Below are 23049 nucleotides of genomic sequence, written 5' to 3'. Positions count from 1 at the left end.
TAGATGGCCGGCAACTCGCGGCGCCGTGGGGCGATACGCAAGGAGGGCACCAAGAAGGGCCCCACCGTGGGTTCGGGCGGCCAACGCCGCCGCGGCCTGGAAGGTCGTGGCCCCACCCCGCCGGCGCACCTGCGCCCCAACCACCCGGCCGCCAAGCGCGCCAAGGCCCAGAGCCGTCGGCCGGCGCGGGGTAAGACCGACGAATCCGAGACGGTGCTGGGCCGCAACCCGGTGCTGGAGTGCCTGAGGGCCGGGGTGCCGGCGACCGCGCTCTATGTGGCGCTGGGCACTGAGGCCGACGAACGGCTCACCGAATCGGTCACTCGCGCAGCCGATTTGGGCATCTCCATCCTGGAGGTGCCGCGCACCGATCTGGACCGGATGACCGGCAACCACCTGCATCAAGGCATCGCGCTGCAGGTGCCGCCGTACAACTACGCCCACCCGGGCGATCTGGTTGCCGCCGCGATCGGCTCGCCGCCGGCGTTGCTGGTCGCGCTGGACAACATCTCCGACCCCCGCAACCTGGGCGCCATCGTCCGTTCGGTGGCCGCGTTCGGCGGCCACGGGGTGCTGATCCCGCAGCGCCGGTCGGCCTCGGTGACGGCGGTGGCCTGGCGCACCAGCGCCGGGGCCGCGGCCCGCATCCCGGTGGCGCGGGCCACCAATCTGACCAGGACACTGACCGATTGGGCCGGTCGCGGGCTGCGGGTGATCGGGCTGGACGCCGGTGGCGACACCACGCTCGACGACATCGACGGCACCGATCCCCTGGTGGTCGTCGTGGGATCGGAGGGCAAGGGGCTGTCGCGATTGGTGCGGCAGAACTGCGACGAAGTCGTGTCCATCCCGATGGCCGGGGACACCGAATCGCTGAACGCGTCGGTCGCGGCCGGGGTGGTGCTCGCCGAGATCACCCGCCAGCGCAGGGGCTGAGTGATCGCCCGACTCGCCGCCGCGCTGCTGACGCTGGCGGTGCTGGTTGCCGGGCCGGCCACCGCGCAACCGTCGGAATTCGACCTGCAGGCCCATCGCGGCGGGCGCGGCGAAACCACCGAGGAATCGCTGCGCGCGTTCGCCAAGTCGCTCGAATCAGGCGTCAGCACACTGGAACTCGACGTCGTGCTCACCAAGGACGGGCAGCCGCTGGTGTGGCACGACCTGACCATCCAGGCCGAAAAGTGCGCCGACACCGCGCCCGCGTTCGCGGGTGACCCGCAGTATCCATACGTCGGCAAGCTCGTGCGCGAGCTGACGCTGGCCCAGGTCGACACTGTGGACTGTGGCCGCCCGCTGGCCGACTATCCCCGCGCCGAAGTGGTGTGGGGCAACAGGATTGCGACGCTGCCGCAGGTTTTCGCGCTCGCCGACTCTTACCGCGCTGACACGGTGCGCTACAACATCGAAACCAAGGTGGACCCCGACCGCCCCGGCGCTTCGGCCGAGCCGCAAGAGGCCGTCGGCGTGATACTGGCCGCGGTCAGGTCGGCGGGCGAGGTTGACCAGGTGGAGATTCAGAGCTTCGACTGGCGCACCCTGCCGCTGGTGCGGCGCGCTGAGCCGTCGATTCCGTTGGCGGCCTTGTACGACGAGCGCACCTGGGCGCCGGACTCGCCCTGGCTGGGCGGCGTGAACCCCGCGTTCGTGGGCGATCCCCTGATCGGCGCGCGGTTGGTGGGTGCGGACATCGTCTCGCCCGACTACCGGCTGATCACCGGCCAGTCCTTCGTCGACCGCGCGCATGCGTTGGGACTAAAGGTGATTCCGTGGACCGTCGACGACACCGCCGCCATGCGCCGGCAGATCGGTTACGGCGTGGACGGCATCATCACCGACTACCCGACGTTGTTGCGCGCCGTGCTCGCCGAATTGTCGATGGCGTTGCCGCCGGCGTACCGGCGGGGCTACCGGGCCACGCTGCCGGCCAGGTCGCCGGTCGCGCGAGCCGGCCGCTCGTCGCCGTGTCGCGGCCGGCGAAGGTCGGCCAGCGCGGCGCGCCACATCATCCTCGGGTGCAGCAGCCGGCTGGCGGGGTCGATGAGCGCAATGACCCTGACGAACCGATCGACCGCGACCGCGTCGTACTCGGTGACGGTCAGGATGCGGTCGATGTAACCGTTGAGCAACCGGGTGAGCAGCGGTGCCGTGCCCTCGATTTCGGGTAGGCACAGGTCGGGGTTGGCCGACAGTTCCCAGGCCTGGCGGATCGGCACCGCGGCGGCCCGGAAGAATCGCAGCGCCAGATCCTGTGCGCCGCAGGACAAGCAGTCGCGCAACGCCAAGGCCTCCAGCGCGGCGACCGTCATGCCCTGGCCGTAGATCGGATTGAAGCTGCAGATCGCGTCGCCGATGATCAGCAGGCCCTCCGGAAAGCGTCGCATCCTGTCGTAGCGGCGCCACTGGCTGGACGGTTGACCGTGCCGGGTGGGCTCCCCGAGGGGTTCGGCGGCCCGGACCGCGGCCAGCAGGCGGGCCGGTGCGCAGTCCTCGACGAACTCGCACATCGACGCCAGGTCGGCGCGTGGCGCATGACCCGCGATGCCATAGACCGTGAACATCCACGTGTCCTTCTCACAGTGCAGCATGCCCAAACCGCGTGGCCGGCCGGGCACGGCTTCCACGATGAACCCGAATTCTTGCAACGCATCCGGTGCCATGCGCAGAAATTGGCTTGCGTAGGTCAGGTGCACCGGGACGTGAACCTCGGCCGGGCGTTCGTAGCCGAGGGCATGCAGCCATGCCGGGGTTCGGGCGGCGCGCCCGGTGGCATCGACCACCAAATCCGCGGCGAGCGTGAGGTTTTCGCGCGTGCAACGGTTGACCACCCGGGCGCCGGTAATGCCCCGGCGGTCCGGTGTCGCGGTCAGGTCCACGATGTCGTGTTCGTCGATCAGCGTGACGTTGGGCATGCGACGCAGGCGCGCGCGAACATGCTCCTCAAGGAAGGGCCGGGTGGCCAGATGCAGGGCGAACGACGGGGCACCGCCCGAGCGCACCATCAAATGCCCGCCCAAGTCGTAGTGCACTCGAGACAGGTCGCGGCCATCGCTGTGGTGTGCGCCGTCGATGACCAGCTGATCGAGGATGCCGGGAAACAGCAGCTCGAGCACCTGCCCGCCGCGGGGCAGCAGCGCGTGGAGGTGGCGGCCCTGCGGCACGCCCCGGCGCGCGGCGGCCGTTTCGGCGGGGATGTCCGGCAGCGGATCGCGTTCCACCACCGTGACCGCGTCGAAGAACTCGGTGAGCGATCGCGCGGCCAGCAGACCGGCCATGCTCGCCCCCAACACCAGTGCGTGACTTCCGATCTTTGCCATAACCCACCGCCCGAGTTGTTTGCCCGTCCGACAAACCCATGCTCACGGTGGGCAATGCGGGCCGACAGCGTAGTCGGCTACGCCATTGCTGACCGGACGCCACGCATCGGGGCACTCAAACGCCGGCAAAGCCTCCCATCCGAGGCCTGCGCGCCGTTATAGTCGCCGAGTGATCGGCGTCGAGGCGCTGACCGGGCGCGACAGCGAACTGGGAATCATTCGCCGCGCCCTGAGTGCGGGCGCCAAACACGCGGGCGTGATGATCGCCGGAGCCGCCGGCGTCGGCAAGACCTGGCTCGCCCACGAGGTGCTCAAGCGCGCCCAGGCGTCGGGGCAGCGGACGCAATGGATCGTCGGCACCGACTCGGCGCGGGCGCTGCCCCTGGGGGCGTTCATCGGTGCGATGACCGAGGCCATGAACGAGGCGCAGTCCGATCCGCTGACCGACGTGCGCCGCGTGATCAATTCGTTTGTCGCCCGACAGCGGCAGCGCCGCGTGCTGATCGGGGTCGATGACGCACACCTGCTGGACGGGCTGTCCGCGCTCGTCGTCCACCAGCTGGCGCAGTCCGGAGGGGTCCGGCTGGTGGTCACCGTCCGGACCGGCAGCGACGAGCCGGACGCGGTGACGGCGTTGTGGAAGGACGGCCTGCTGGAAAGGTTCGATCTCGAACCGCTTTCGACCGCCGCGACCCGCGACGTCATCGAGCGCAAGCTGGACGGCCCCGTCGATGCGCGCAGCGCGGCGCGCTTCCAGAAGCTGACCGGAGGCAATGCCCTGTTTCTGCGGCAGCTGTTGGCCGATCAGGTGGCCGCCGGGCGGATGCGCAAAACGGCCGGGGTGTGGATGTGGGACGGCGATGTCGCGGTCTCGGCGAGCCTGTCCGACACGGTGGGCCGTCAGATGGGTCGACTCAGCCCGCGGGTGGCGATGGTGGTCGACACGTTGTCGCAGTGTGAGCCGCTGGCGGTGGAGGTGTTGTGCGACCTGGTGCGGCGCCGCGATCTGGCCGAGGCCGAGCGGCTCGGCCTGGTGAGCATCGAACGCACCGGCGCCGGGCTGACGGCCCGGCTCGCCCACCCGCTGTTCGGTGAGCTGCGCCGCGCGAGCGCCGGCGAGCTGCATCTGTCGGAGATCCGGGGCAGGCTTGCGACGCGGCTGGCCGACGTGGGTGACACCGCCATGCAGGCCACGGTGCGTCGCGCGCTGCTGCGCCTCGAGTCGGACCTCGGTCCCGACCCCGAGCTGTACCTGGAATCGGCACGGCATGCGATGACCCTCCTGGATCTCGAGCTGGCCGACCGGTTCGCCGCCGCGGCTACCCAAGCAGGCGCGCCCGGGGCGGCCGGGGTGCGGGCGATGAACCTCGCGCTGCTGGGGCGGGGCGAGCAGGCCGAGTCGGCGCTGCGCGCCTTGTCCGACGGCGACCTGCCCGACCGCCACCACTGGGCGACCGTGCGGGCGGCCAACCTGATCTGGCATCTGTTCAGCCCCAAGGCCGCGGCGGAGATTCTCGACGGTCTGGCCGCGGATGATTCCGAGACCCCGGCCCAGCGAGCGGAGCGGCTGGCGGTGCAGGCGTGCCTGGATGCGGTGGCGGCGCGCTGCGAGTCCGCCGCCGCAAACGCCCGGGCGGCGCTGGGTTTTCCCGAACTACCCGGCTTCCACGCGATGATGGCGTCGCTGGGGTTGATCATGGCGATGGGCGCGCTGGGGCAGGTCGACGAGCTCGCCGGGGTGGCCGAGCAGGCGTTGCGGCGGGCGACGACGTCCTTTCAGGCATCGCATCTGCGGTTCTGGTTCGGGGCCGTCTACGGGCGTGCCTGCCGGCTGACCGGTCGGATCGACGAATTCGTCAGCACCGCAAGGCAACTCGCGGACTCGTCGCGCGACATTCCGGGCCTTGCCTATGCGAACCTGGCGCTCTTGTCGGGCAACGCCGAGCTGGCTCGCGGTGCTGTCGCCGAGGCGGCCCGGCTGGTGCACGAGGCGGTGGCCGGGGTGCAAATGCAAAACGTGACAACGGGTTTGCGACCCGCGAGCTATTTCGCGTTGGCCGAGGCGCACGCCAAGCTCGGACAGGCCGACGAGGCGAACGACGCGGTCGCCGCGGCGCGGTCATGCGTGCCGGCCGATTTCCTGTTCATGCACACCGGCCTGTCCCTGGCCGAGGGGTGGGCGATGGCGGCGAGCGGCCGGTTGGGCGAGGCCGTGGCGCTGGTCGCGGAGGCCGCCCGGCTTGCCCGCGACCGCGGTCAGCCGACCCACGAGCTGGCCTGCATCCAGGCGGCGGCCCAATGGGGCGATGCCGCCCGGGCGGCGCGGGCGCGGGAGCTGGCCGACGCCTTGTCGCTGCCGCTGGCCGGTGCCGTCGCGTCGCATTCCTGCGCGCTGTCGGCCGGCGACGGCGAGGGGCTGCTGGCGGTCGCGGCGGCCTACCGGCGGATCGGTGATCGGGTCGCGGCCGCCGATGCGGCCGCGCAGGCCTCGGTGGTGTTCGACGAAGGCCAACACCATCGCCGCGGGCTCTACGCCGCGGCGTTGGCCCGGGAACTGGCCGACGAGTGCGGCGGCCTGCACACGCCGGCGCTGCACACCCCGACGGGCCTGAAGTTGTCCGGCCGCCAACGCGATGTCGTCGAGCTCGTGGTCGCCGGGCTGTCCAACCGCGAGATCGCCGAGAAGCTGGTGATGTCGGTGCGCACCGTGGAGGGCCACGTGTACCGGGCCTGCCAGCGGGTGGGAGCGCAGTCGCGCGAGGAGCTGGCGTCGATCATCCGGTCGGGCCCCTGCGGCTCGCCCACGGCCTAGAGGCCCAGCGGGCCCGCCGAGGCCCACAGCGCGAGCACCGCCACGGTCAGCGACGCGGGCACGGTGCACACGCCCAGGCGGGTGTATTCGCCGACCCCCGCGTCGACGTCGTGCTGGCGTAACACCCGCCGCCACAACAGGTTCGACAGCGATCCGACGTAGGTCAGGTTGGGGCCGATGTTGACGCCGATGAGCACCGCCAGCACCGCCACCGGGCCGCTCGGGGCGACCAGCGGCAGCAGCACCAGCGTGGCGGGCAGGTTGTTGACGACGTTGGCCAGCGCGGCGGCCATCGCGGCGATGGCCAGCAGCGCGGGCAGGCTCGAACCCGACGGCAGCACCGCCGACATCGCCCGGTCCATCCCGTTGAGCATGACCGCCTGCACCACGACGCCCAGCGCCGGCACGAACACCAGGAACGAGACGTTGACCGAGCGGGCGATGTCGGACACCGAGGTGTGCCGACGGCGCAGGCTGCGCACCGCCAGCACCGCCGCGCCGCACAGCGCCGCCCAGGCCGGGGCGATGCCCACGGACTGGGCGACCGCGAACCCGGCAAGCGTGAGCGCCACGACCACCAGTACGAACACCGGCGGTCGCGGCGGCGCGCCGAGTCGTTCCGGGTCGGGCTGCACTCGCAGGTCCGCGGCGAAGAACCACCGGAAGATCACGTAGAGGACGGCTATCGCGCCCGCCCAGGGCGCCACCATCGCGAGGGTGAACTTGGTGAACGAGATGTTGGCGGTGTGGAAGGCCAGCAGGTTGGTCAGGTTCGACACCGGCAGCAACAGCGATGCGCCGTTGGCCAGATGGGCGGTGGCGTAGGCGTAAGGCCGCACCCGGGTGCGCTGCCGGCGCACGGCCGCCAGCACCACCGGGGTCAGCAACACCACGGCGGCGTCCAGGCTCAGCACCGCGGTGATCAGCGACGCGATGACGAACACCCGCCGCAGCAGGCCGCCCGACCCGACCCGGCCCCGGGTGATCGCCGCGCCCGCGGCCTCGAACAGGCCCTCGTCGTCGCACAGCTTGGCCAACACCAGGACGGCACCCAAAAACGCGACCACCCCGGACAGATCGGCGATCTGTTTGGCCGCCAGGTGCACCGAGATCGCGCCGACCGCGACCAAAATCAGGGCCGCCGGGACGGCGGCGAGCGCCTCGGGCCAGCCCCCCGGGCGCGCGACGGCGAACGCGAGGACAACGGCAAGCAGCAACAGCGCAAGCGTCAGGGCCAACGTCGCAACCGCTTTACTTCCAAGGGTCTTCGCGCCGCCACACCGTGGGCAGGTGCACCGAGACGCCGTCCTCGGTGGCCAGCTCGTCGAGGATGCGGACGGAGACGTCCAGGTCGTCGCCGGCATAGGGCAAGGCCCGCAACGGTTTTGTCAGCGGGCGGAAGAAGTCGTCCCAGTGGATGAGGATCACCCGGCGCGCGCCCACTGCCCGCACGGTCTCGGTCCAGTAGTCGACCAGATATGACCGCGGCCGCAGTCCCAGCTGCCCGACGGACAGGTACACCGCGTCGGCGCGCCGGCCCGTCAGCGCGCCCTTGACGAAGCCCGCACTGCCCTGGATCAGCAGCCGCCGGCCCGTCGGTCGGTGGTGCACCAGCGTCGACCAGGACTCGCCGCAGCGATACGCCGACGCCCGCACCGGCGGGGTCACCGGTTCGCCGATGACGCCGGGAAACCGGTCGGGCGGGCAGTGGTGCGATTCGATCAGGGTGACGTCGTAGGCGCCCAGCCGGATCGGCGCGCCGTCCACCGCGACGACGATCCGGTTCTCCGGCAGGCCGTACCCCCGCCCGACGTTGGCCGCCGACTGCCCGCCGACCAGCTGCGCGCCGGTGCGATCGGCGACCAGTGCGGAATCCAGCGCGTGGTCGACGTGGGTGTGCACCGGGATGACCGCCGCCAGGCGCGAGACCTTGGCCCGGGCCAGGCAGCCGTCGACGCGCGCCGGCGAGGGCGCCACCTTGCCCGCCGCGATCTTGGCCAGGCCGGGCCGGGAGAAGTAGCCGTCGGTCATCAATGCCGACGAGCCGTCGTCGATCAGCAGGGTCGCCACGCCGATCCAGGTCACCGAGAGCCCGTCGGGTTCGGCGGCGGGGGCGTCGAAACGGTCGGTGTACCGCGCGATGTCGGGGCGCCCGAGTTTCAGCCGCATCAGCAGAACGCCCTGATATCGGTGCCGGTCCGGGCAAGGCGGTCGCGCACGGCGGCGGCGATCTGCACCGCACCGGGCGAATCGCCGTGCACGCAAACCGATTCCACCTTCAGCGTGAGTTGGGTGCCGTCGATCGCGGTGAGCTGCCCCGAATCGACGATGGTCGCCACCCGGTCGGCGATCACCGCCGGGTCCGCCAGCACCGCCCCCTGCTCCCGGCGGGACACCAGCCGGCCGTCGGGCCGATAGGCCCGGTCGGCGAAAGCCTCTGCGACGGTGCGTAACTCGCGCCGGGCGGCTTCGTCGAAGAACGCCGAGCCCGCCATGCCCAACACCGGCAACCTCGCGTCCACCAGCCGCACCGCCTCGGCTACGGCGGCGGCCTGCTCGACGTGGGTGACGATCGTGTTGTACAGGGCGCCATGCGGTTTGACGTAGGAAACCGTGGAACCGGCCGCGTGCGCTATCGCCCGCAGCGCGCCGATCTGATACACCACGTCGGCGATCAGGTCCTCGGCGGTGACGTCGATGAAGCGCCTGCCGAACCCGGCCAGGTCGCGATAGCTCACCTGCGCCCCGATGCGGACCCCGCGCCGCGCCGCTGACCGGCATACCCGCAGCAGGCCCGCCGGGTCACCGGCGTGGAAACCGCACGCGACGTTGGCGCTGCTGACGATGCCGAGCATGGCCTCGTCGTCACCCAGGCGCCAGACGCCGAAGCCCTCGCCCAGGTCGGCGTTGAGGTCGATAGCGGCCACCCGGCCAGCTTAAGCGGCAGCGGATCGCCGGCGCCCGATCAGCCAGCAGACCAAATAGATCAGGAACGAGATGCTCGCGACGAAGACCGACACCGGCACGCCGGGCGCCAGCGACAGCACCAGGCCGCCCACCGCGGACACCTCGGCGAACACCACCGACGTCGCCATCGCCGCCGCCGGCGAGGCGACCACCCGGGCCGCCGCGGCCGCCGGTGTGATCAGCAACGACATCACCAGCAGCGCGCCGACGACCTGCACCGCCTGGGCCGCCACCACCCCGACCAGGGCGGCGAACACGATGCCCAGCGCGTAGACCGGCACCCCGCGGGCGGCGGCGACGTCGGGATCGACCGTGGCGAACAGCAGCGGGCGGTAACAGGCCGCCAGCACGGCGATGACGAGCAGGCAGACCAGCGCCAGCATGGTCAGGCCCGTGTAGCCCACCCCGACGATCTGGCCGGTCAGCAGGGCGAAGCTGGTCGACGTGCGGCCCGGGTAGAGATGGATGAACAACACCGCCAGGCCCAGCCCGAACGCCAGCACCACGCCGATCACCGAGTCGCGCTCCCGGTCGCGCCGCCCGAGCACACCGAACAGCGCCGCGGCCAGGGCGCTGCCGATCAGCGCGCCGACGCCCACGCCGAAGCCGACCAGCAGCGCGAAAGCGGCTCCGGTCAGCGACAATTCGCTGGAACCATGCACGGCGAACGACATCTGCCGCATCACGATGAACGGCCCGATCAGCCCGGCCACCAGTCCCAGCAGGGCGGCCGCCACCAGCGCCCGCTGCACGAAGTCGTGGGCGAGGAGGTGGGCGGTGATGTCGAAGGAGAACAGGTGGTTCAGCGGGCCGGCGAGCCGATGCTCCATCAGCAGTACCCGTCGTCACGAGCGCCGGCGACCACATAGCCGTCCTTGACCTTCACCACCTGGATGTCGGATTGGTAGAGCGCCGAGAGGGTCTGGCTGGTCATCACCTGCTCGACCGTGCCGATCTCGAACCGGCCGTCGACCAGATACAGCAGTCGGTCCACGTACGGCAGGATCGGGTTGATCTCGTGGGTGACCACGATGACCGTGGTCGCGGCGTCCTGGCGGCGCCGTTCGATGAGCGCCGACACCAGCCTGGCGTTAGCCGGGTCCAGCGTCAGCAGCGGCTCGTCGCACAGCAACAGCAGCGGGTCGCTGACCAATGCCTGGGCGATGCGCACCCGCTGCAACTCGCCGCCCGACATCATCCCGACCCGGACGTCCGCCAGGTGTTCGCCGTTGACCTGGCGCAGCGCCTGGTGCACGGCCGCGCGCCGGCGGGCCCGATCGGCCGGCCGCAGCGGGATAGCGCCCCAGCGCGGCCCGTCGATGCCCAACCGCACCAAATCGCGCCCGCGCAGCATCACGTCGGCGTCCATCGGATGGTGTTGGGGCACATAGCCGATGCGTCCGCTGCCCGAGGTGATCGGCTTGCCGTCCACCAGCCCGACACCGGCGCTCAGCGCCAGCTGCCCGAGCAGCACCTTGAGCAGCGACGTCTTGCCGCTGCCGTTCGGGCCCAGCACCGCGATGAATTCGCCGCGCGACACCGACAGGTCAAGGTGGTCCCACAGCACGCGGTCTCCGAAGGACAGCCGCGCCCCCCGCAGCGAAACCGTTTCCGCGGGGTTTTCGATAGCCGCGACGGGTTCGAGACTCACGACGGTACGGGCCGGCTCGACCGCAACGCGGACTGCAGCTGATTGACCGTATTGCGTTGCCAGGAAAGATATTCCATGCCTTCGGTCAACGTTTCGGACACGTCGGTGATCGGCACACCCGCGTGCCGCGCGGCGTCGCGCAGGCCGTTGATCGCGGTGGTGGAGGTCTGCGGGTTGACCAGCACCGCCGACACCTGATGCCGGTTGACCAGTTCGAGGACCATCGCCATGTCGGCGGGCGCCGGATCGGTCTCGTTCTCGATGGCCGCCTCGAACGCGGGCGGGGTCCGGTTCACCAGGCCCGTAGCCTTCAGCAGGTAGAACGCGACCGGTTCGGTCGCGACGACCGAGGTGTTGGGGTAGGCGGTTGCGATGGCGTGTTCGGCGCCGGCGATCGAGTCGGTGTCGCGGCCGAACGCGGCGGCGTTGGACCGGTAGTCGGCGGCGTTGCCCGCGTCGATCGTCGCGAGGCGCTCGGCGATGGTGTTCGCCACCGATTTGGCGACGCCCAGATCGTAGAAGACGTGCGTGTCGCGGTCCCCGCCGTCGTTGTGCAGAAACGAGTAGGCATTGACCGGCTTGGCGTCCGGGTGGCGGGCCAGCACGTCGTCGACCCAGCCGTCGTAACCGCCGCCGTTGAAGACGACCAACGGGGCGTCGGCGATCGCGGCGGCGTCGGCGGGACTGACCTCGTAGGCGTGTGGGTCGATGTCCGCCCCGCTCAGGATCGATTTGACGGCGACGTGGCGGCCGGTGACGGCGCGCGCCACGCTGCCCCACACGTCGGTGGAGGCGACGACCGAGTTCGCGTGTGGATGCGTCGTTGCGCCGCAGCCGGTGAGCGCCGCGCCGGCGGCCAACGCCAGGGCGGCCGCCAGCCATCGCGTGGCGTCGGCGGTCCCGGCCGTAGCCGTTCGCTGCCGCGTCGCTGCCATGCGCACGTCCGATTCCTCCCGCCGGCCCGTCGGCCGGTCCTCAATACTAATGAAAACCGTTTCCATTACAAAGCCGCATGCTGAAGCGCGTACACGAGTCCCGATCCGCTGTAGCCTCACCGAACGTGAGTCCCACACCGCGCCGGCGTGCGACTCTGGCGTCGTTGGCCGACGAGCTCAACGTTTCGCGCACGACGATCTCGAATGCCTTCAACCGGCCGGATCAGCTCTCCCCGGACCTGCGTGCGCGGGTGCTCGCGACGGCCAAGCGGCTGGGCTACGCCGGTCCCGATCCGGTGGCGCGTTCGTTGCGGACCCGCAAGGCCGGCGCGGTCGGCCTGGTGATGGCCGAACCGCTGACCTACTTCTTCAGCGACCCCGCCGCGCGCGACTTCGTCACCGGCGTGGCGCAGTCCTGCGAGGCGCTCGGACAGGGGCTGCTGCTGGTGGCCGTCGGACCCAGCCGCAGCCTCGCCGACGGCACCGCCGCCGTGCTTTCGGCCGGCGTCGACGGCTTCGTGGTCTATTCGGTGTGCGACGAAGATCCCTACCTGCAGGTGGCGTTGCAGCGGCGGCTGCCGATCGTGGTGGTCGACCAGCCCAAGGGGCTGGCCGGCGTTTCGCGCGTGGGCATCGACGACCGCGCGGCGATGCGGGAGCTCGCCGATTACGTGCTGGGCCTGGGGCATCGCGAGATCGGTCTGCTGACCATGCGGCTGGGCCGGGACCGGCGCCAGGGCCTGGTGGACGCCGAGCGGCTCCGCTCGCCCGCATTCGACGTGCAGCGCGAGCGAATCATCGGCGTGTGGGAGGCGATGACGGCCGCCGGCGTGGAACCCGATTCGTTGACGGTGGTGGAAAGCTACGAGCACCTGCCCGAATCGGGTGGCGCGGCCGCCAAGGCGGCGCTGGAGGCCAATCCGCGGATCACCGCGCTCATGTGCACCGCGGACATCCTGGCCCTGTCGGCCATGGATTACCTGCGCGCACACGGCATTTACGTGCCGGGGCAGATGACCGTCACCGGCTTCGACGGCGTGCCCGAGGCCATCAACCGCGGGCTGACCACGGTGTCGCAGTCCAGCCTGCAGAAGGGCCGCCGGGCCGGGGAGCTGTTGTTGAAGCCACCGCGGTCGGGCCTGCCGGCCGTCGAACTGTTGGACACCGAGCTCATCCGGGGTCGCACCGCAGGCGCGCCGGCGTGAGCCGGGCTACTTGGCGTCCTGGTCGCCGATCAGCAACCGCACGGCCAGGTCCAGCCGTTTGCTGACGTCGGTGGCCGAGGCCCGCCGGGTGAGCCACGCCAGCAGGTTCGACAGCCACACGTCGGAGATCACCCGGGCGATGTGGTACTGGTCCTCGGTCGGTTCGCCGTCGGCCATCGCGCGCGCGAACATCGAATCGATGAGCTTCTCGACCTGGTCGACCTCGCTGGCCGCCGACGCGTCGGCGAACACGTAGGCCCGCGTCATCGCCTCGGTCAGCAGGGGGTTGCGCTGCATCGCGCGGTTGAGTTTGCCCACCATGAAGTTGAGCCGCTGAAAGGGCGTGCCGCCGGTCATCGCCGAGCGGTCCGTCTTGGCGTCGATGCGGCTGAACTCACGGCCCAGCGCCGATACCAGCAGGTGCACCTTCGACGGAAAATACCGGTACAGCGTCCCCACCGCGACGTCGGCGCGATCGGCCACCGCGCGCATCTGAACCGCCTCGTAGCCGCCTTTGGAGGCGATGGCCATGGTGGCATCCAGGATGCGCTTGCGGCGTTCCCGCTGCGCCTCCGAACCCAGCTCGGACTCCGCCAGTACCGCCACGTTCAGAACCTCGCGCGGCTGCGCGTCAGACACGCGGCTCGGATTTGCGTCGGCTGGCATGTGACGGTTTGCTCCTGTTCCCGGCGGTTCGTCTGCAAACGATAAGCATTCTGCGCGTGAATTTCCCACCTCCATACCGCCGCGGACGAGCGCTGTGCTGCTGCAATGGCGTTCGACTTGACGGTCGACCACTGGCACTATTAGAACACGTTCTAGTCTCGAAGAGAGCGGGTTGCGTGCCAACACGCGATCCAGACGTACCCGCTTGGCGGGCAGATCGCACAATCGGGACAGGGGTCCGTCACCCCTTGTCACGTCGAGTCAAGGACGCGGAGGTCCCCAAGGTGGTAGCGACCATCACCGACGAGCAGTTTGCCGCGCGGGCGCTGGTGCGCGACTGGGCCCGCAATTCGACGTCGGGGCCGGGCGGCACAGCGGCGATCCGCGACGTGGAGCAGGGCAAGGCCGACGCCTGGCGCCCGGTATTCTCCCGGCTGGCCGAGCTGGGCATCTTCGGCGTCGCGATCCCGGAGGAGTTCGGCGGGGCTGACGGCAGCATCGAAGACCTGTGCGCGATGGTCGAGGAAGCGGCGAAGGCGCTGGTCCCCGGGCCGGTGGCCGCCACCGCCCTGGCCACGGTGGTCCTCGCCGAGGCCGGCTCGGCCCCGGAATTGCTGGCGGCGCTCGTCGCCGGCGAGCGCTTCGCCGGGCTGGCCCTCGACGGTGACATCCGGTTCGACGCCGCGACGTCGACGGCGTCAGGCACACTGCCGTTCGCGCTGGGCGTGGCCGACGGCGCCGTGCTGTTGGCGCCGGCCGACGGCAGGTGGTTGCTGATCGACACCGGCAGCGAGGGCGTGCGGATCGAACCCCTGCGGGCCACCGACTTCTCCCAGCCGTTGGCCCGGGTGGTGCTGGACTCGGCACTGGGCACGGTGGTGGCGGACAAGCGCGAGCGCGTCGAGGAGCTGGCCGCGACCGTGCTGGCGGCCGAGGCGGCCGGCATCACCCGATGGTCGCTGGAGACCGCCGTCGCCTACGCCAAGGTTCGCGAGCAGTTCGGCAAGCCGATCGGCAGCTTCCAGGCCATCAAGCACATCTGCGCCGAGATGCTGTGCCGCGCCGAGCAGGCCGAGGTGGCCGCCGCCGATGCCGCGCGGGCGGCCGCCGAGGGCGACGAATCCCAGTTCTGTATCGCGGCGGCCCTGGCCGCGAGCACCGGCATCGCCGCCGTGAAGGCCAGCGTCAAGGACTGCATCCAGGTGCTCGGCGGCATCGGCTGCACCTGGGAGCACGACGCGCATCTGTACCTGCGTCGGGCGCACGCCATCGGCCGCTTCCTGGGCGGGGCCGAGGCCTGGCTGCGCCGCATCACCGCGCTGACCCAGTCGGGTGTGCGACGCCGCCTGGGTATCGACCTCACCGAGGTCGAGGACCGGCGGGCGGAGATCGCCGCCGCCGTCGCGCAGATCGCCGAACTGCCCGAGGAGAAGCGGCAGGCTGCGCTGGCCGTGGCGGGTCTGCAGGCACCGCACTGGCCGCCGCCCTACGGGCGCGGCGCCGGACCGGCCGAGCAGCTGCTGATCGATCAGGAGCTGGCGGCGGCCGGCGTGGCGCGGCCCGACCTGGTGATCGGGTGGTGGGCGGCGCCGACCATCCTCGAGCACGGCACGCAGGAGCAGATCGAGCGCTTCGTGCCGGGCACCATGCGCGGCGAATTCCTTTGGTGTCAACTGTTTTCCGAACCGGGAGCCGGCTCGGACCTGGCGTCGCTGCGCACCAAGGCGGTCCGGACCGGCGGCGGCTGGCTGTTGACCGGGCAGAAGGTGTGGACGTCGGCGGCGCACAAGGCGCGCTGGGGCGTGTGCCTGGCGCGCACCGACCCGGACGCGCCGAAACACAAGGGCATCACCTACTTCCTGGTGGAGATGAGCTCACCGGGCATCGAGATCCGCCCGCTGCGCGAGATCACCGGCGACTCCTTGTTCAACGAGGTGTTCCTGGACAACGTGTTCGTTCCCGACGAGCTGGTCGTCGGCGAGGTGAACGACGGCTGGCGGCTGGCCCGCACCACGCTGGCCAACGAGCGCGTCGCGATGGCCAACGGAACGGCGCTGGGCAACCCGATGGAGGAATTGCTCGAGCTGCTGGCCGAGCTCGATCTCGACGCCGCGCAGCAAGACCGGTTGGGGCGGTTGATCATTGCCGCGCAGACCGGCGCGCTGCTGGACCAACGCATCGCCCAGCTGGCGGTGGGTGGGCAGGACCCCGGGGCGCAGTCCAGCGTGCGCAAGCTCATCGGTGTCCGCTACCGCCAGGCCCTGGCCGAATTCACCATGGATGTGTCCGAGGGCGGCGGCCTGGTGCACAACCAGGCGGTGTTCGACTTCCTCAACACCCGCTGCCTGACCATCGCCGGCGGCACCGAACAGATCCTGCTCACCGTCGCCGCGGAGCGACTTCTGGGGCTGCCGCGCTAGCCGAGATCGGTTGCGGCGGCGTGTAATTCGCGCTTCTCACCGTCCGGTCGGCCGTGGTGCGGTTGCCGCGGTCGGTTCGGCGATTACCCCGAGTAGGGCTTAGGAGAAGGTGGTCTGCGCGCAGGTGCTCGGGGAGGTGATGTTGACCCCGGGGTAGACCACCTGGATGTGGGTGCAGGCGATGACGTTGTTGTCGGTCTTGGGCTGCCCCGTCTGCCAATCGGTGGAGTCGATGCGCCCGTTGGTCTGGTATTTGTCCGGCGGGCCCTCGCCCATGTAGATGGTGGTGATCTCGTCGGAACCCATCGACTTCATCACCCGCTCGTACTGGCCGGAGGCGTGGGCGTCGAGGTAAGCCAGCCGGTTCGAGGACCGGATCTCGGTGGTTTGGCGGGCCCACAGGCCGGGCGGAAAACCGGTCACCCCGTCGGGTGTCAGCATGTCCGCCCCGGCGGTGAAGTCACAGTGACCGTCGGCCTTGAAGCAATTGAGGACGGTCCGAGTCTCCAGCTGGTTGGGCCCGTCCAGCGGGAACAGCGTGGTGGCGGTGTTGCTCGCCGCCGCGCACACCCCGGCGGGCGCAAACATCGGCAGCACTGCGACGACTGCGAATCCCGATACCAGCCGCATCATCGATGCTCCCTTTCCCGGTGACCCCAACGGTGAACTTAGTCCCGCGCCTACTCGTCGTAGGTGACTTCTACCGAATCAGATTCCGGGTGAGATTGACAGGCCAGGATCAGGCCCTCGTCGAGATCCTGCTGCTCGAGCACGTCGTTGACCTCCATGCTCACGTTGCCCTTGCGCAGCGTGCATGCGCACGCGCCGCAGTGACCCTCGCGACAGGAGAAGGGCGCGTCGAGGCCCTTGGCCAGCAGGACGTCGAGCAACTTGGCGTTGCGCGGCCACGACACGGTGTGGGTCTCGCCGTCCAGTTCCACCACCGCGGTGGCTGGCGGCTCGTCGCCCTCGCGGGCATCCTCGAGCTTGATCGCCGCGAAGGGGTCGGAGTCGAGCGACTTGAACACCTCGATATGGATCTGCGCCGCAGGCACTTTCAGCGTTTCCAGCGCCTCCTTCGCCGAATCCATGAAGGCGCCGGGGCCGCAGATGTACACGGGCCGATCCGTGTACGGGGCGACCAGCCTGGCCAGCGCGGCCACGCTGGGCAGGCCCTGCAGCGATTCCAGCCAGTGCAGCACCGTGAGCCGGTCGGGATACTTGGCGGACAGCTCGCGCAGCGCGTCGGCGAAGATCACCGACTTGTCGTCGCGATTGGCGTAGAGCAGGGTCACCTGGCCGTTGCCCTCGGCGAGCGCGGACTTGCAGATCGACATGATGGGCGTGATGCCGCTGCCCGCGGCCAGCAACAGAAAGTCGTCGCCCAGCGTTTTGGGCACGAAGTTGCCCGACGGGGCCAGCACGTGGATCCGCATGCCCGCCTTGGCGTGGTCGCACAGCCAGTTGGACGCGTAACCGTCCGCGGTGCGCTTGATGGTGACCGTGAGCGCGTCGTCGGTGAACGGCGAGCTGCACAGCGAATAGCAACGGGCGACCGAGCCGGTGCGCTCGCTGGGTACGCGCAGCGTCAAGAACTGGCCCGGCGCGTACCGTAGCCGCTCGGGCGGGATGGCGGGGTCGCCCGCGTCGTCCGGCACCGCGAACACCAGCGACCGCGCGTCGTCGGTCTCGGCGATGACCTCGGCGACCTGCAGTTCGAGGACGTGGTCACCCAGCGGCTCGTCGGGTGCTTGGTCCAGATCCGCCTCGGTCAAGGCCCGTCCCTTCCTTTCAGTACAACTAGAACATGTTACAGAAAAGCGGATTCGTACCGCTACCAGCCGCAGGAATACCCTGCTCGACACAAATCGGAACGTGTTCTAGTCTCTGGTGTAAGTCCGCTGAGTAAGTCTGGCGCAGGAGGCAAACGTAAGTGACGTCCATTCAACAGCGCGATGCGCAGTCCGTGTTGGCTGGCATCGATGATCTGCTCCCGCAGATTCGCGAACGCGCTCAGGCGACAGAGGACCTGCGGCGGCTGCCCGACGAGACCGTCCAGGACCTTAAGGACGTGGGCTTTTTTACCCTGTTGCAGCCCGAGCAGTGGGGCGGGTTGCAGTGCGATCCGGCGCTGTTCTACGAGGCGGTCCGCCGACTGGCCAGCGCGTGTGGTTCCACCGGCTGGGTAAGCTCGATCATCGGCGTGCACAACTGGCACCTGGCGCTGTTCGACCAGCGGGCGCAGGAGGAGGTTTGGGGCGAGGACCCGAACGTGCGGGTCTCGTCGTCGTATGCCCCGATGGGCGCGGGCGTGGTGACCGACGGCGGCTATCTGGTCAACGGTTCGTGGAATTGGTCCTCGGGTTGTGACCACGCCACGTGGGCCTTCCTCGGCGGCCCGGTGATCAAGGACGGCCGTCCGGTCGACTTCGGCAGCTTCCTGATTCCGCGCAGCGAGTACCGCATCGACGACGTGTGGCACGTCGTCGGCCTGCGTGGCACCGGCAGCAACACCGTCGTCGTCAAGGACGTCTTCGTGCCGCGGCACCGGTTCCTGTCCTACAAGGCCATGAACGACGGCACCGCCGGCGGGTACCAGACCAACACCGCTCCGGTCTACAAGATGCCTTGGGGCACAATGCATCCCACCACCATTTCCGCGCCGATCGTCGGGATGGCCTACGGCGCGTACGACGCGCACGTCGAGCACCAGGGCAAGCGGGTGCGCGCGGCATTCGCGGGCGAGAAGGCCAAGGACGACCCGTTCGCCAAGGTGCGCATCGCCGAGGCGGCCAGCGACATCGACGCGGCCTGGCGCCAACTGAGCGGCAACGTCGCCGACGAGTATGCCCTGCTGAGTGCCGGCAAGGAGATCCCGTTCGGCCTGCGCGCCCGGGCGCGGCGCGACCAGGTGCGCGCCACCGGCCGCGCGATCGCCTCCATCGACCGGCTGTTCGAGGCATCCGGCGCCACCGCTTTGGGCAACGACCAACCGGTGCAACGGTTCTGGCGTGACGCGCACGCGGGCCGGGTGCACGCGGCCAACGACCCGGAGCGCGCCTACCAGATCTTCGGGAACAACGAGTTCGGGTTGCCGCCCGGCGACACCATGGTCTAAGCCGTGACGGCTATCGAGGAGCTGACGTTCGAGTCCACCTCGCGATTCGCCGAGGTCGACCTCGACGGGCCGCTGAAGCTGCACTATCACGAAGCCGGCGTCGGCAATGAGCAGACAATCGTGCTGCTGCACGGTGGCGGTCCGGGCGCGGCGAGTTGGACCAACTTCTCCCGCAACATCCCGGTGCTGGCCGAGCGGTTTCACGTGCTGGCCGTCGACCAGCCGGGCTACGGCCACTCCGACAAGCGTGTCGAGCACGGGCAGTTCAACCACTACGCGGCCCGAGCGCTCAAGGGGCTCTTCGACCAGCTGGGCCTGGGACGCGTTCCGCTGATTGGGAATTCGCTGGGCGGCGGCACCGCGGTCCGCTTCGCGCTGGACTACCCGGACCGGGCCGGGCGCCTGGTGCTGATGGGCCCCGGCGGGGTGAGCGTGAACCTGTTCGCGCCCGACCCGACCGAGGGCGTCAAGCGGCTGGGCAGGTTCTCCGCCGAGCCCACCCGGGAAAACCTCGAGGCGTTTCTGCGGGTGATGGTCTACGACCAGAAACTGATCACCGACGAATTGATCGACCAGCGTTTCGAGTTGGCCAGCACGCCCGAATCGCTGACGGCGACGCGGGCGATGGGAATGTCTTTCGCCGGAGCCGATTTCGAGCTGGGCATGATGTGGCGCGAGGTGCATCGGCTGCGCCAGCCGGTGCTGCTGATCTGGGGCCGCGAGGACCGGGTCAACCCGCTGGACGGCGCGCTGGTCGCACTGAAAACCATTCCGCGTGCACAGCTTCACGTTTTCGGGCAATGTGGGCACTGGGCACAGGTGGAGAAGTTCGACGAGTTCAACAAGCTCACCATCGATTTCCTGGGAGGTGCGCGATGAGCATCCGCTCTCTGGGCTATCTGCGTATCGAGGCCACCGACATTGCGGCCTGGCGTGACTACGGCTGCAAGGTCCTCGGCATGGTCGAGGGCAAGGGTGCTACCGAGGGTGCGCTGTATCTGCGGATGGACGACTTCCCCGCGCGGCTGGTGATCGTGCCCGGCGAACAGGACCGGCTCATCGAGGCCGGCTGGGAATGCGCGAATGCCGCAGGGCTACAAGAGATTCGGAATCGGCTCGACATCGAGGGCACGCCTTATAAGGAGGCAACCGCCGCCGAGTTGGCCGATCGCCGGGTCGACGAGATGATCCGGTTCTCCGACCCTTCCGGCAACCGCCTGGAGGTCTTCCACGGCGCCGCGCTGGAGCACCGCCGCGTGGTCAGCCCGTACGGGCACAAGTTCGTCACCGAGGAGCAGGGCCTCGGCCACGTGGTGTTGACCACCCGCGACGACGAGGAGACGCTGCACTTCTACCGCGACGTGCTCGGCTTCAAGCTGCGCGACTCGATGCGACTGCCGCCGCAGGTGGTCGGCCGCCCCGCCGACGGGCCGCCGGCCTGGCTGCGGTTTCTGGGCTGCAACCCCCGGCACCACAGCCTGGCCTTCATGCCCGGACAGACCCCCAGCGGCATCGTGCACCTGATGGTCGAGGTCGAGAACGCCGACGACGTCGGGCTGTGCCTGGACCGGGCGCTGCGCCGCAAGGTGCCCATGTCGGCGACGCTGGGCCGCCACGTCAACGACCTGATGCTGTCCTTCTACATGAAGACTCCCAGCGGGTTCGACGTTGAATTCGGTTGCGAGGGTAGGAAAGTCGAAGACGACGATTGGATTGCCCGGGAGAGCACCGCGATCAGCCTGTGGGGCCACGACTTCAGCGTCGGATTCAAAGGTTAATTTTTCAGGCCATGACTGCCGCGCCGATCGATCCGCGCACGTTCCGCAGCGTGCTAGGCCAGTTCTGCACCGGGATCACCATCATCACCACCGTGCATGACGACGTTCCGGTCGGATTCGCCTGCCAGTCCTTCGCGGCGCTGTCGCTCGACCCGCCGCTGGTGCTGTTCTGTCCCACCAAGGTGTCGCGGTCGTGGCAGGCAATCGAGGCCAGCGGCCGGTTCTGCGTCAACATGCTGACCGAGCGGCAGAAGCACGTCTCGGCCCGCTTCGGCTCCAAGGAACCCGACAAGTTCGCCGGAATCGACTGGCACCCTTCCCAACTCGGTTCGCCGATCATCGACGGTTCGCTGGCCTACATCGACTGCACGGTGGCCTCCGCACACGACGGGGGCGATCACTTCGTGGTATTCGGTGCGGTGCAGTCGCTTTCGGAGGCCCCCAAGATCAAGCCGCGGCCGCTGCTGTTCTATCGCGGTGAATACACCGGTATCGAACCGGACAAGACGACACCGGCGCAGTGGCGTGACGACCTGGAAGCCTTCCTGACCACCACCACCCAGGACACCTGGCTTTAGTCCGGCGACAATGCGCGCCGTGAAGCGGCGCGAGGAGGAGTCGGACAGTCGAATTTAGCGGCGCCCTACCGGTCGCGCCGGTCCGCCGACATGTCCACCGTGGGGGAGTTGTCCGCTATCGGCTGCTCCTGGCTCCACGCGGGGTCGCGGCCGGAGGCGGCATCGCCGGTAACGGCGTCCTTGTCGGCCTTGGGCTTCGGGTCCAGGCTGTCAGCACGCTTGAACTGCTCGTCCAGCTGTTCGCGCGAGGACGCCGCTTCGGTCTGATGGGTCGACGCCCGATCCTGCAGCCGGGCGGCTTCTGCCGCCTTCGCCTCGGCTTCGGCTTGGGCGGCACGGGCTTTCGCCGCCGTCTCCGCCGCCAGCGCCTCGCGGCGCTCGACCTTGGCGGTCTCCAGCCTGGCTTGTTCGCGAATCCCCTCGGCCTGGCGCGCGCGGCGGCGCCTGGTGGCTGCGCGGGCTGCGATGGCGAGCGCGACGAGCAGCAGGACCGCCACCACTGCGGCGATGATGATCCAGACGGTGTTGTTGGTGTTCATGATGGACTCCGTTGTCGATATACCGAAGCGCTGAGGCCTCGCTCGGCGGGTTGCCGTATTTGTCAGCAATCAAACAATCGGGGGCGGCGCCCGGTGCTCTCGCGCGAGTCCAAGGCCGGAGAATGGTGTCATGACGCTGGACCTGAACGCGTACTTCGACCGCATCAACTACGACGGTCCGGCCGAGCCGAACCTCGAGGTGCTCCAGGCGCTGATGACCGCCCACACCGGCTCCATCCCGTTCGAGAACCTCGATCCGCTGATGGGGGTGCCGGTCGACGACCTGAGCCCGCAGGCCCTCACCGACAAGCTGGTCCGCCGGCGCCGCGGCGGGTACTGCTACGAGCAGAACGGCCTGATGGGCTACGCGCTGGGCGAAATCGGTTTCCGGGTGCGGCGGTTGGCCGGCCGGGTGGTCTGGATGCTGCCGCCCGGGACGCCGCTGGGGGCCCAGACGCACACGGTGCTCGCGGTGACCTTCCCCGGCTCGCACGGTTCGTTTCTGGTCGACGTCGGGTTCGGCGGCCAGACGCTGACGTCTCCGATCCGGTTGCAGACCGGCAACGCCCAGCCGACCACGCACGAGCCATACCGGCTGAACGACCGCGGCGACGGCCTGGTTTTGCAAGCCCTGGTCCGTGGCGAGTGGCAACCGCTGTACGTTTTCGGCACCCACACCGTGCCGCAGGTCGACCTGAGGGTGGGCAGCTGGTACGTCTCCACGCACCCGCAGTCGATATTCGTGACTGGCCTGATGGTCGCGCTCGCCACCGACGACGCCCGCTACAACCTGGCCGGCCGGAATCTGAGCATCCACCGCGCCGACGGCAGCGAGAAGATTCGCCTCGACGACGCGGCGGCGGTGGTCGACGTGCTCGGTGAGCGGTTCGGCATCGATGTGGCGGGCATCGCCGAGCGGGGTGCGCTCGAGGCACGCATCGCGCAGGTGCTCGACGCCTAGGAGCTTGCTGAATTAGGGGTTTGTGGGGCGGGGCGTCTCGAGCCGTCTCGCGGCGTGTTGGAGTCAGACCCTCGGGTCGACAGAAAAGAGATCGCCCCGCCGGGT

At 69.6% G+C, this 23049-nt stretch carries 20 protein-coding genes and 1 pseudogene; 10 read left to right on the top strand and 11 right to left on the bottom strand.

Annotated elements, in window-relative coordinates:
- Nucleotides 1-3 precede the first annotated feature (3 nt).
- Together rlmB and BST14_RS20295 are read left to right on the top strand one after the other, a co-directional pair.
- Complete coding sequence (gene rlmB, locus BST14_RS20300) at nt 4-936, top strand: 23S rRNA (guanosine(2251)-2'-O)-methyltransferase RlmB (protein WP_083066177.1); 933 nt, start codon at nt 4-6, stop codon at nt 934-936.
- A pseudogene (locus BST14_RS20295) lies at nt 937-1902 on the top strand (glycerophosphodiester phosphodiesterase); the annotation flags it as partial.
- 2 nt (nt 1903-1904) lie between these two features.
- On the opposite strand, the gene BST14_RS20290 reads toward BST14_RS20295, so the two are convergent.
- Nucleotides 1905-3314, bottom strand: a complete 1410-nt coding sequence (locus tag BST14_RS20290; protein WP_245845565.1) for an FAD-dependent oxidoreductase — start codon at nt 3312-3314, stop codon at nt 1905-1907.
- 169 nt (nt 3315-3483) lie between these two features.
- On the opposite strand from BST14_RS20290, the gene BST14_RS20285 reads away from it, so the two are divergent.
- Nucleotides 3484-6126, top strand: a complete 2643-nt coding sequence (locus BST14_RS20285) for a helix-turn-helix transcriptional regulator (RefSeq protein WP_083066176.1) — start codon at nt 3484-3486, stop codon at nt 6124-6126.
- Here BST14_RS20285 and BST14_RS20280 read toward each other — a convergent pair.
- Genes BST14_RS20280 through BST14_RS20255 form a run of 6 tightly spaced genes read right to left on the bottom strand, consistent with a single transcriptional unit; the run spans nt 6123 to nt 11679 of the window.
- Nucleotides 6123-7364, bottom strand: coding sequence for an SLC13 family permease (locus BST14_RS20280; RefSeq protein ID WP_083066175.1), 1242 nt, complete (start codon nt 7362-7364; stop codon nt 6123-6125). The two genes, BST14_RS20285 and BST14_RS20280, sit on opposite strands and share 4 nt — an antisense overlap.
- A gap of 13 nt (nt 7365-7377) precedes the next feature.
- The gene (locus tag BST14_RS20275) at nt 7378-8295 is read right to left on the bottom strand and encodes an MBL fold metallo-hydrolase (RefSeq protein ID WP_083066174.1); all 918 of its coding nucleotides are present in this window, start codon (nt 8293-8295) and stop codon (nt 7378-7380) included.
- The gene (locus BST14_RS20270) at nt 8295-9053 is read right to left on the bottom strand and encodes a LamB/YcsF family protein (RefSeq protein ID WP_083066173.1); all 759 of its coding nucleotides are present in this window, start codon (nt 9051-9053) and stop codon (nt 8295-8297) included. Before BST14_RS20270 ends, BST14_RS20275 begins: the two co-directional genes overlap by 1 nt.
- Nucleotides 9054-9062: 9 nt before the next feature.
- Nucleotides 9063-9923: a metal ABC transporter permease gene (locus BST14_RS20265; protein ID WP_083066172.1), complete on the bottom strand. Its 861-nt coding sequence runs from the start codon at nt 9921-9923 to the stop codon at nt 9063-9065.
- Nucleotides 9923-10744: a metal ABC transporter ATP-binding protein gene (locus BST14_RS20260; protein WP_083066171.1), complete on the bottom strand. Its 822-nt coding sequence runs from the start codon at nt 10742-10744 to the stop codon at nt 9923-9925. Before BST14_RS20260 ends, BST14_RS20265 begins: the two co-directional genes overlap by 1 nt.
- Nucleotides 10741-11679, bottom strand: coding sequence for a metal ABC transporter solute-binding protein, Zn/Mn family (locus BST14_RS20255; RefSeq protein WP_083066185.1), 939 nt, complete (start codon nt 11677-11679; stop codon nt 10741-10743). Before BST14_RS20255 ends, BST14_RS20260 begins: the two co-directional genes overlap by 4 nt.
- Before the next feature lie 125 nt (nt 11680-11804).
- Here BST14_RS20255 and BST14_RS20250 point away from each other — a divergent pair, with 125 nt between their 5' ends.
- Nucleotides 11805-12884 (top strand): Rv3575c family transcriptional regulator, encoded by a 1080-nt coding sequence (locus BST14_RS20250; RefSeq protein ID WP_083066170.1) that lies wholly within the window; start codon nt 11805-11807, stop codon nt 12882-12884.
- A 6-nt stretch (nt 12885-12890) separates the two neighbouring features.
- Here BST14_RS20250 and kstR read toward each other — a convergent pair whose 3' ends face one another.
- Nucleotides 12891-13490, bottom strand: coding sequence for a cholesterol catabolism transcriptional regulator KstR (kstR, locus tag BST14_RS20245; RefSeq protein WP_083066184.1), 600 nt, complete (start codon nt 13488-13490; stop codon nt 12891-12893).
- Between the two features lie 344 nt (nt 13491-13834).
- Here kstR and BST14_RS20240 point away from each other — a divergent pair, with 344 nt between their 5' ends.
- Nucleotides 13835-15970 (top strand): acyl-CoA dehydrogenase family protein, encoded by a 2136-nt coding sequence (locus tag BST14_RS20240; protein ID WP_083066169.1) that lies wholly within the window; start codon nt 13835-13837, stop codon nt 15968-15970.
- Nucleotides 15971-16069: 99 nt separating this feature from the next.
- Here BST14_RS20240 and BST14_RS20235 read toward each other — a convergent pair whose 3' ends face one another.
- Together BST14_RS20235 and BST14_RS20230 are read right to left on the bottom strand one after the other, a co-directional pair.
- Nucleotides 16070-16603, bottom strand: coding sequence for a hypothetical protein (locus BST14_RS20235; RefSeq protein WP_083066168.1), 534 nt, complete (start codon nt 16601-16603; stop codon nt 16070-16072).
- 47 nt (nt 16604-16650) lie between these two features.
- Nucleotides 16651-17745 carry a ferredoxin--NADP reductase gene (locus tag BST14_RS20230; RefSeq protein WP_083066167.1) on the bottom strand — a complete coding sequence of 365 codons (1095 nt, stop codon included), beginning with the start codon at nt 17743-17745 and terminating at the stop codon, nt 16651-16653.
- A 158-nt stretch (nt 17746-17903) separates the two neighbouring features.
- Here BST14_RS20230 and hsaA point away from each other — a divergent pair, with 158 nt between their 5' ends.
- The 4 genes from hsaA to hsaB are packed head-to-tail and all read left to right on the top strand — an operon-like array spanning nt 17904 to nt 21444.
- Nucleotides 17904-19088, top strand: a complete 1185-nt coding sequence (gene hsaA / locus BST14_RS20225) for a 3-hydroxy-9,10-secoandrosta-1,3,5(10)-triene-9,17-dione monooxygenase oxygenase subunit (RefSeq protein ID WP_083066165.1) — start codon at nt 17904-17906, stop codon at nt 19086-19088.
- Nucleotides 19089-19091: 3 nt separating this feature from the next.
- Nucleotides 19092-19967: a 4,5:9,10-diseco-3-hydroxy-5,9,17-trioxoandrosta-1(10),2-diene-4-oate hydrolase gene (hsaD, locus tag BST14_RS20220; RefSeq protein ID WP_083066164.1), complete on the top strand. Its 876-nt coding sequence runs from the start codon at nt 19092-19094 to the stop codon at nt 19965-19967.
- Complete coding sequence (hsaC, locus tag BST14_RS20215; protein ID WP_083066163.1) at nt 19964-20866, top strand: iron-dependent extradiol dioxygenase HsaC; 903 nt, start codon at nt 19964-19966, stop codon at nt 20864-20866. The genes hsaD and hsaC overlap by 4 nt, the downstream gene beginning before the upstream one ends.
- Before the next feature lie 11 nt (nt 20867-20877).
- A complete protein-coding gene (gene hsaB, locus BST14_RS20210) occupies nt 20878-21444 on the top strand; it encodes a 3-hydroxy-9,10-secoandrosta-1,3,5(10)-triene-9,17-dione monooxygenase reductase subunit (protein WP_083066162.1) in 567 nt (188 codons plus the stop codon).
- A gap of 65 nt (nt 21445-21509) precedes the next feature.
- On the opposite strand, the gene BST14_RS20205 is transcribed toward hsaB, so the two are convergent.
- Nucleotides 21510-21983 (bottom strand): hypothetical protein, encoded by a 474-nt coding sequence (locus BST14_RS20205; RefSeq protein ID WP_083066161.1) that lies wholly within the window; start codon nt 21981-21983, stop codon nt 21510-21512.
- A gap of 130 nt (nt 21984-22113) precedes the next feature.
- On the opposite strand from BST14_RS20205, the gene BST14_RS20200 reads away from it, so the two are divergent.
- Complete coding sequence (locus BST14_RS20200) at nt 22114-22944, top strand: arylamine N-acetyltransferase family protein (RefSeq protein ID WP_083066159.1); 831 nt, start codon at nt 22114-22116, stop codon at nt 22942-22944.
- Nucleotides 22945-23049: the final 105 nt, after the last annotated feature.

This window comes from Mycobacterium arosiense ATCC BAA-1401 = DSM 45069, from assembly GCF_002086125.1.
Classification (GTDB): Bacteria; Actinomycetota; Actinomycetes; order Mycobacteriales; family Mycobacteriaceae; genus Mycobacterium; species Mycobacterium arosiense.
The sequence above is the reverse complement of the archived record's forward strand: the minus strand, read 5'-3'. Positions and strand labels throughout refer to the sequence as shown.

Bases quoted from the DNA above. Each gene is read 5' to 3' on its own strand.
- rlmB (WP_083066177.1), top strand. From the start codon at position 4: ATGGCCGGCAACTCGCGGCGCCGTGGGGCGATACGCAAGGAGGGCACC.
- BST14_RS20290 (WP_245845565.1), bottom strand. From the start codon at position 3,314: ATGGCAAAGATCGGAAGTCACGCACTGGTGTTGGGGGCGAGCATGGCC.
- BST14_RS20275 (WP_083066174.1), bottom strand. From the start codon at position 8,295: ATGCGGCTGAAACTCGGGCGCCCCGACATCGCGCGGTACACCGACCGT.
- BST14_RS20265 (WP_083066172.1), bottom strand. From the start codon at position 9,923: ATGGAGCATCGGCTCGCCGGCCCGCTGAACCACCTGTTCTCCTTCGAC.
- BST14_RS20255 (WP_083066185.1), bottom strand. From the start codon at position 11,679: ATGGCAGCGACGCGGCAGCGAACGGCTACGGCCGGGACCGCCGACGCC.
- BST14_RS20235 (WP_083066168.1), bottom strand. From the start codon at position 16,603: ATGATGCGGCTGGTATCGGGATTCGCAGTCGTCGCAGTGCTGCCGATG.
- hsaC (WP_083066163.1), top strand. From the start codon at position 19,964: ATGAGCATCCGCTCTCTGGGCTATCTGCGTATCGAGGCCACCGACATT.
- hsaB (WP_083066162.1), top strand. From the start codon at position 20,878: ATGACTGCCGCGCCGATCGATCCGCGCACGTTCCGCAGCGTGCTAGGC.
- BST14_RS20205 (WP_083066161.1), bottom strand. From the start codon at position 21,983: ATGAACACCAACAACACCGTCTGGATCATCATCGCCGCAGTGGTGGCG.
- BST14_RS20200 (WP_083066159.1), top strand. From the start codon at position 22,114: ATGACGCTGGACCTGAACGCGTACTTCGACCGCATCAACTACGACGGT.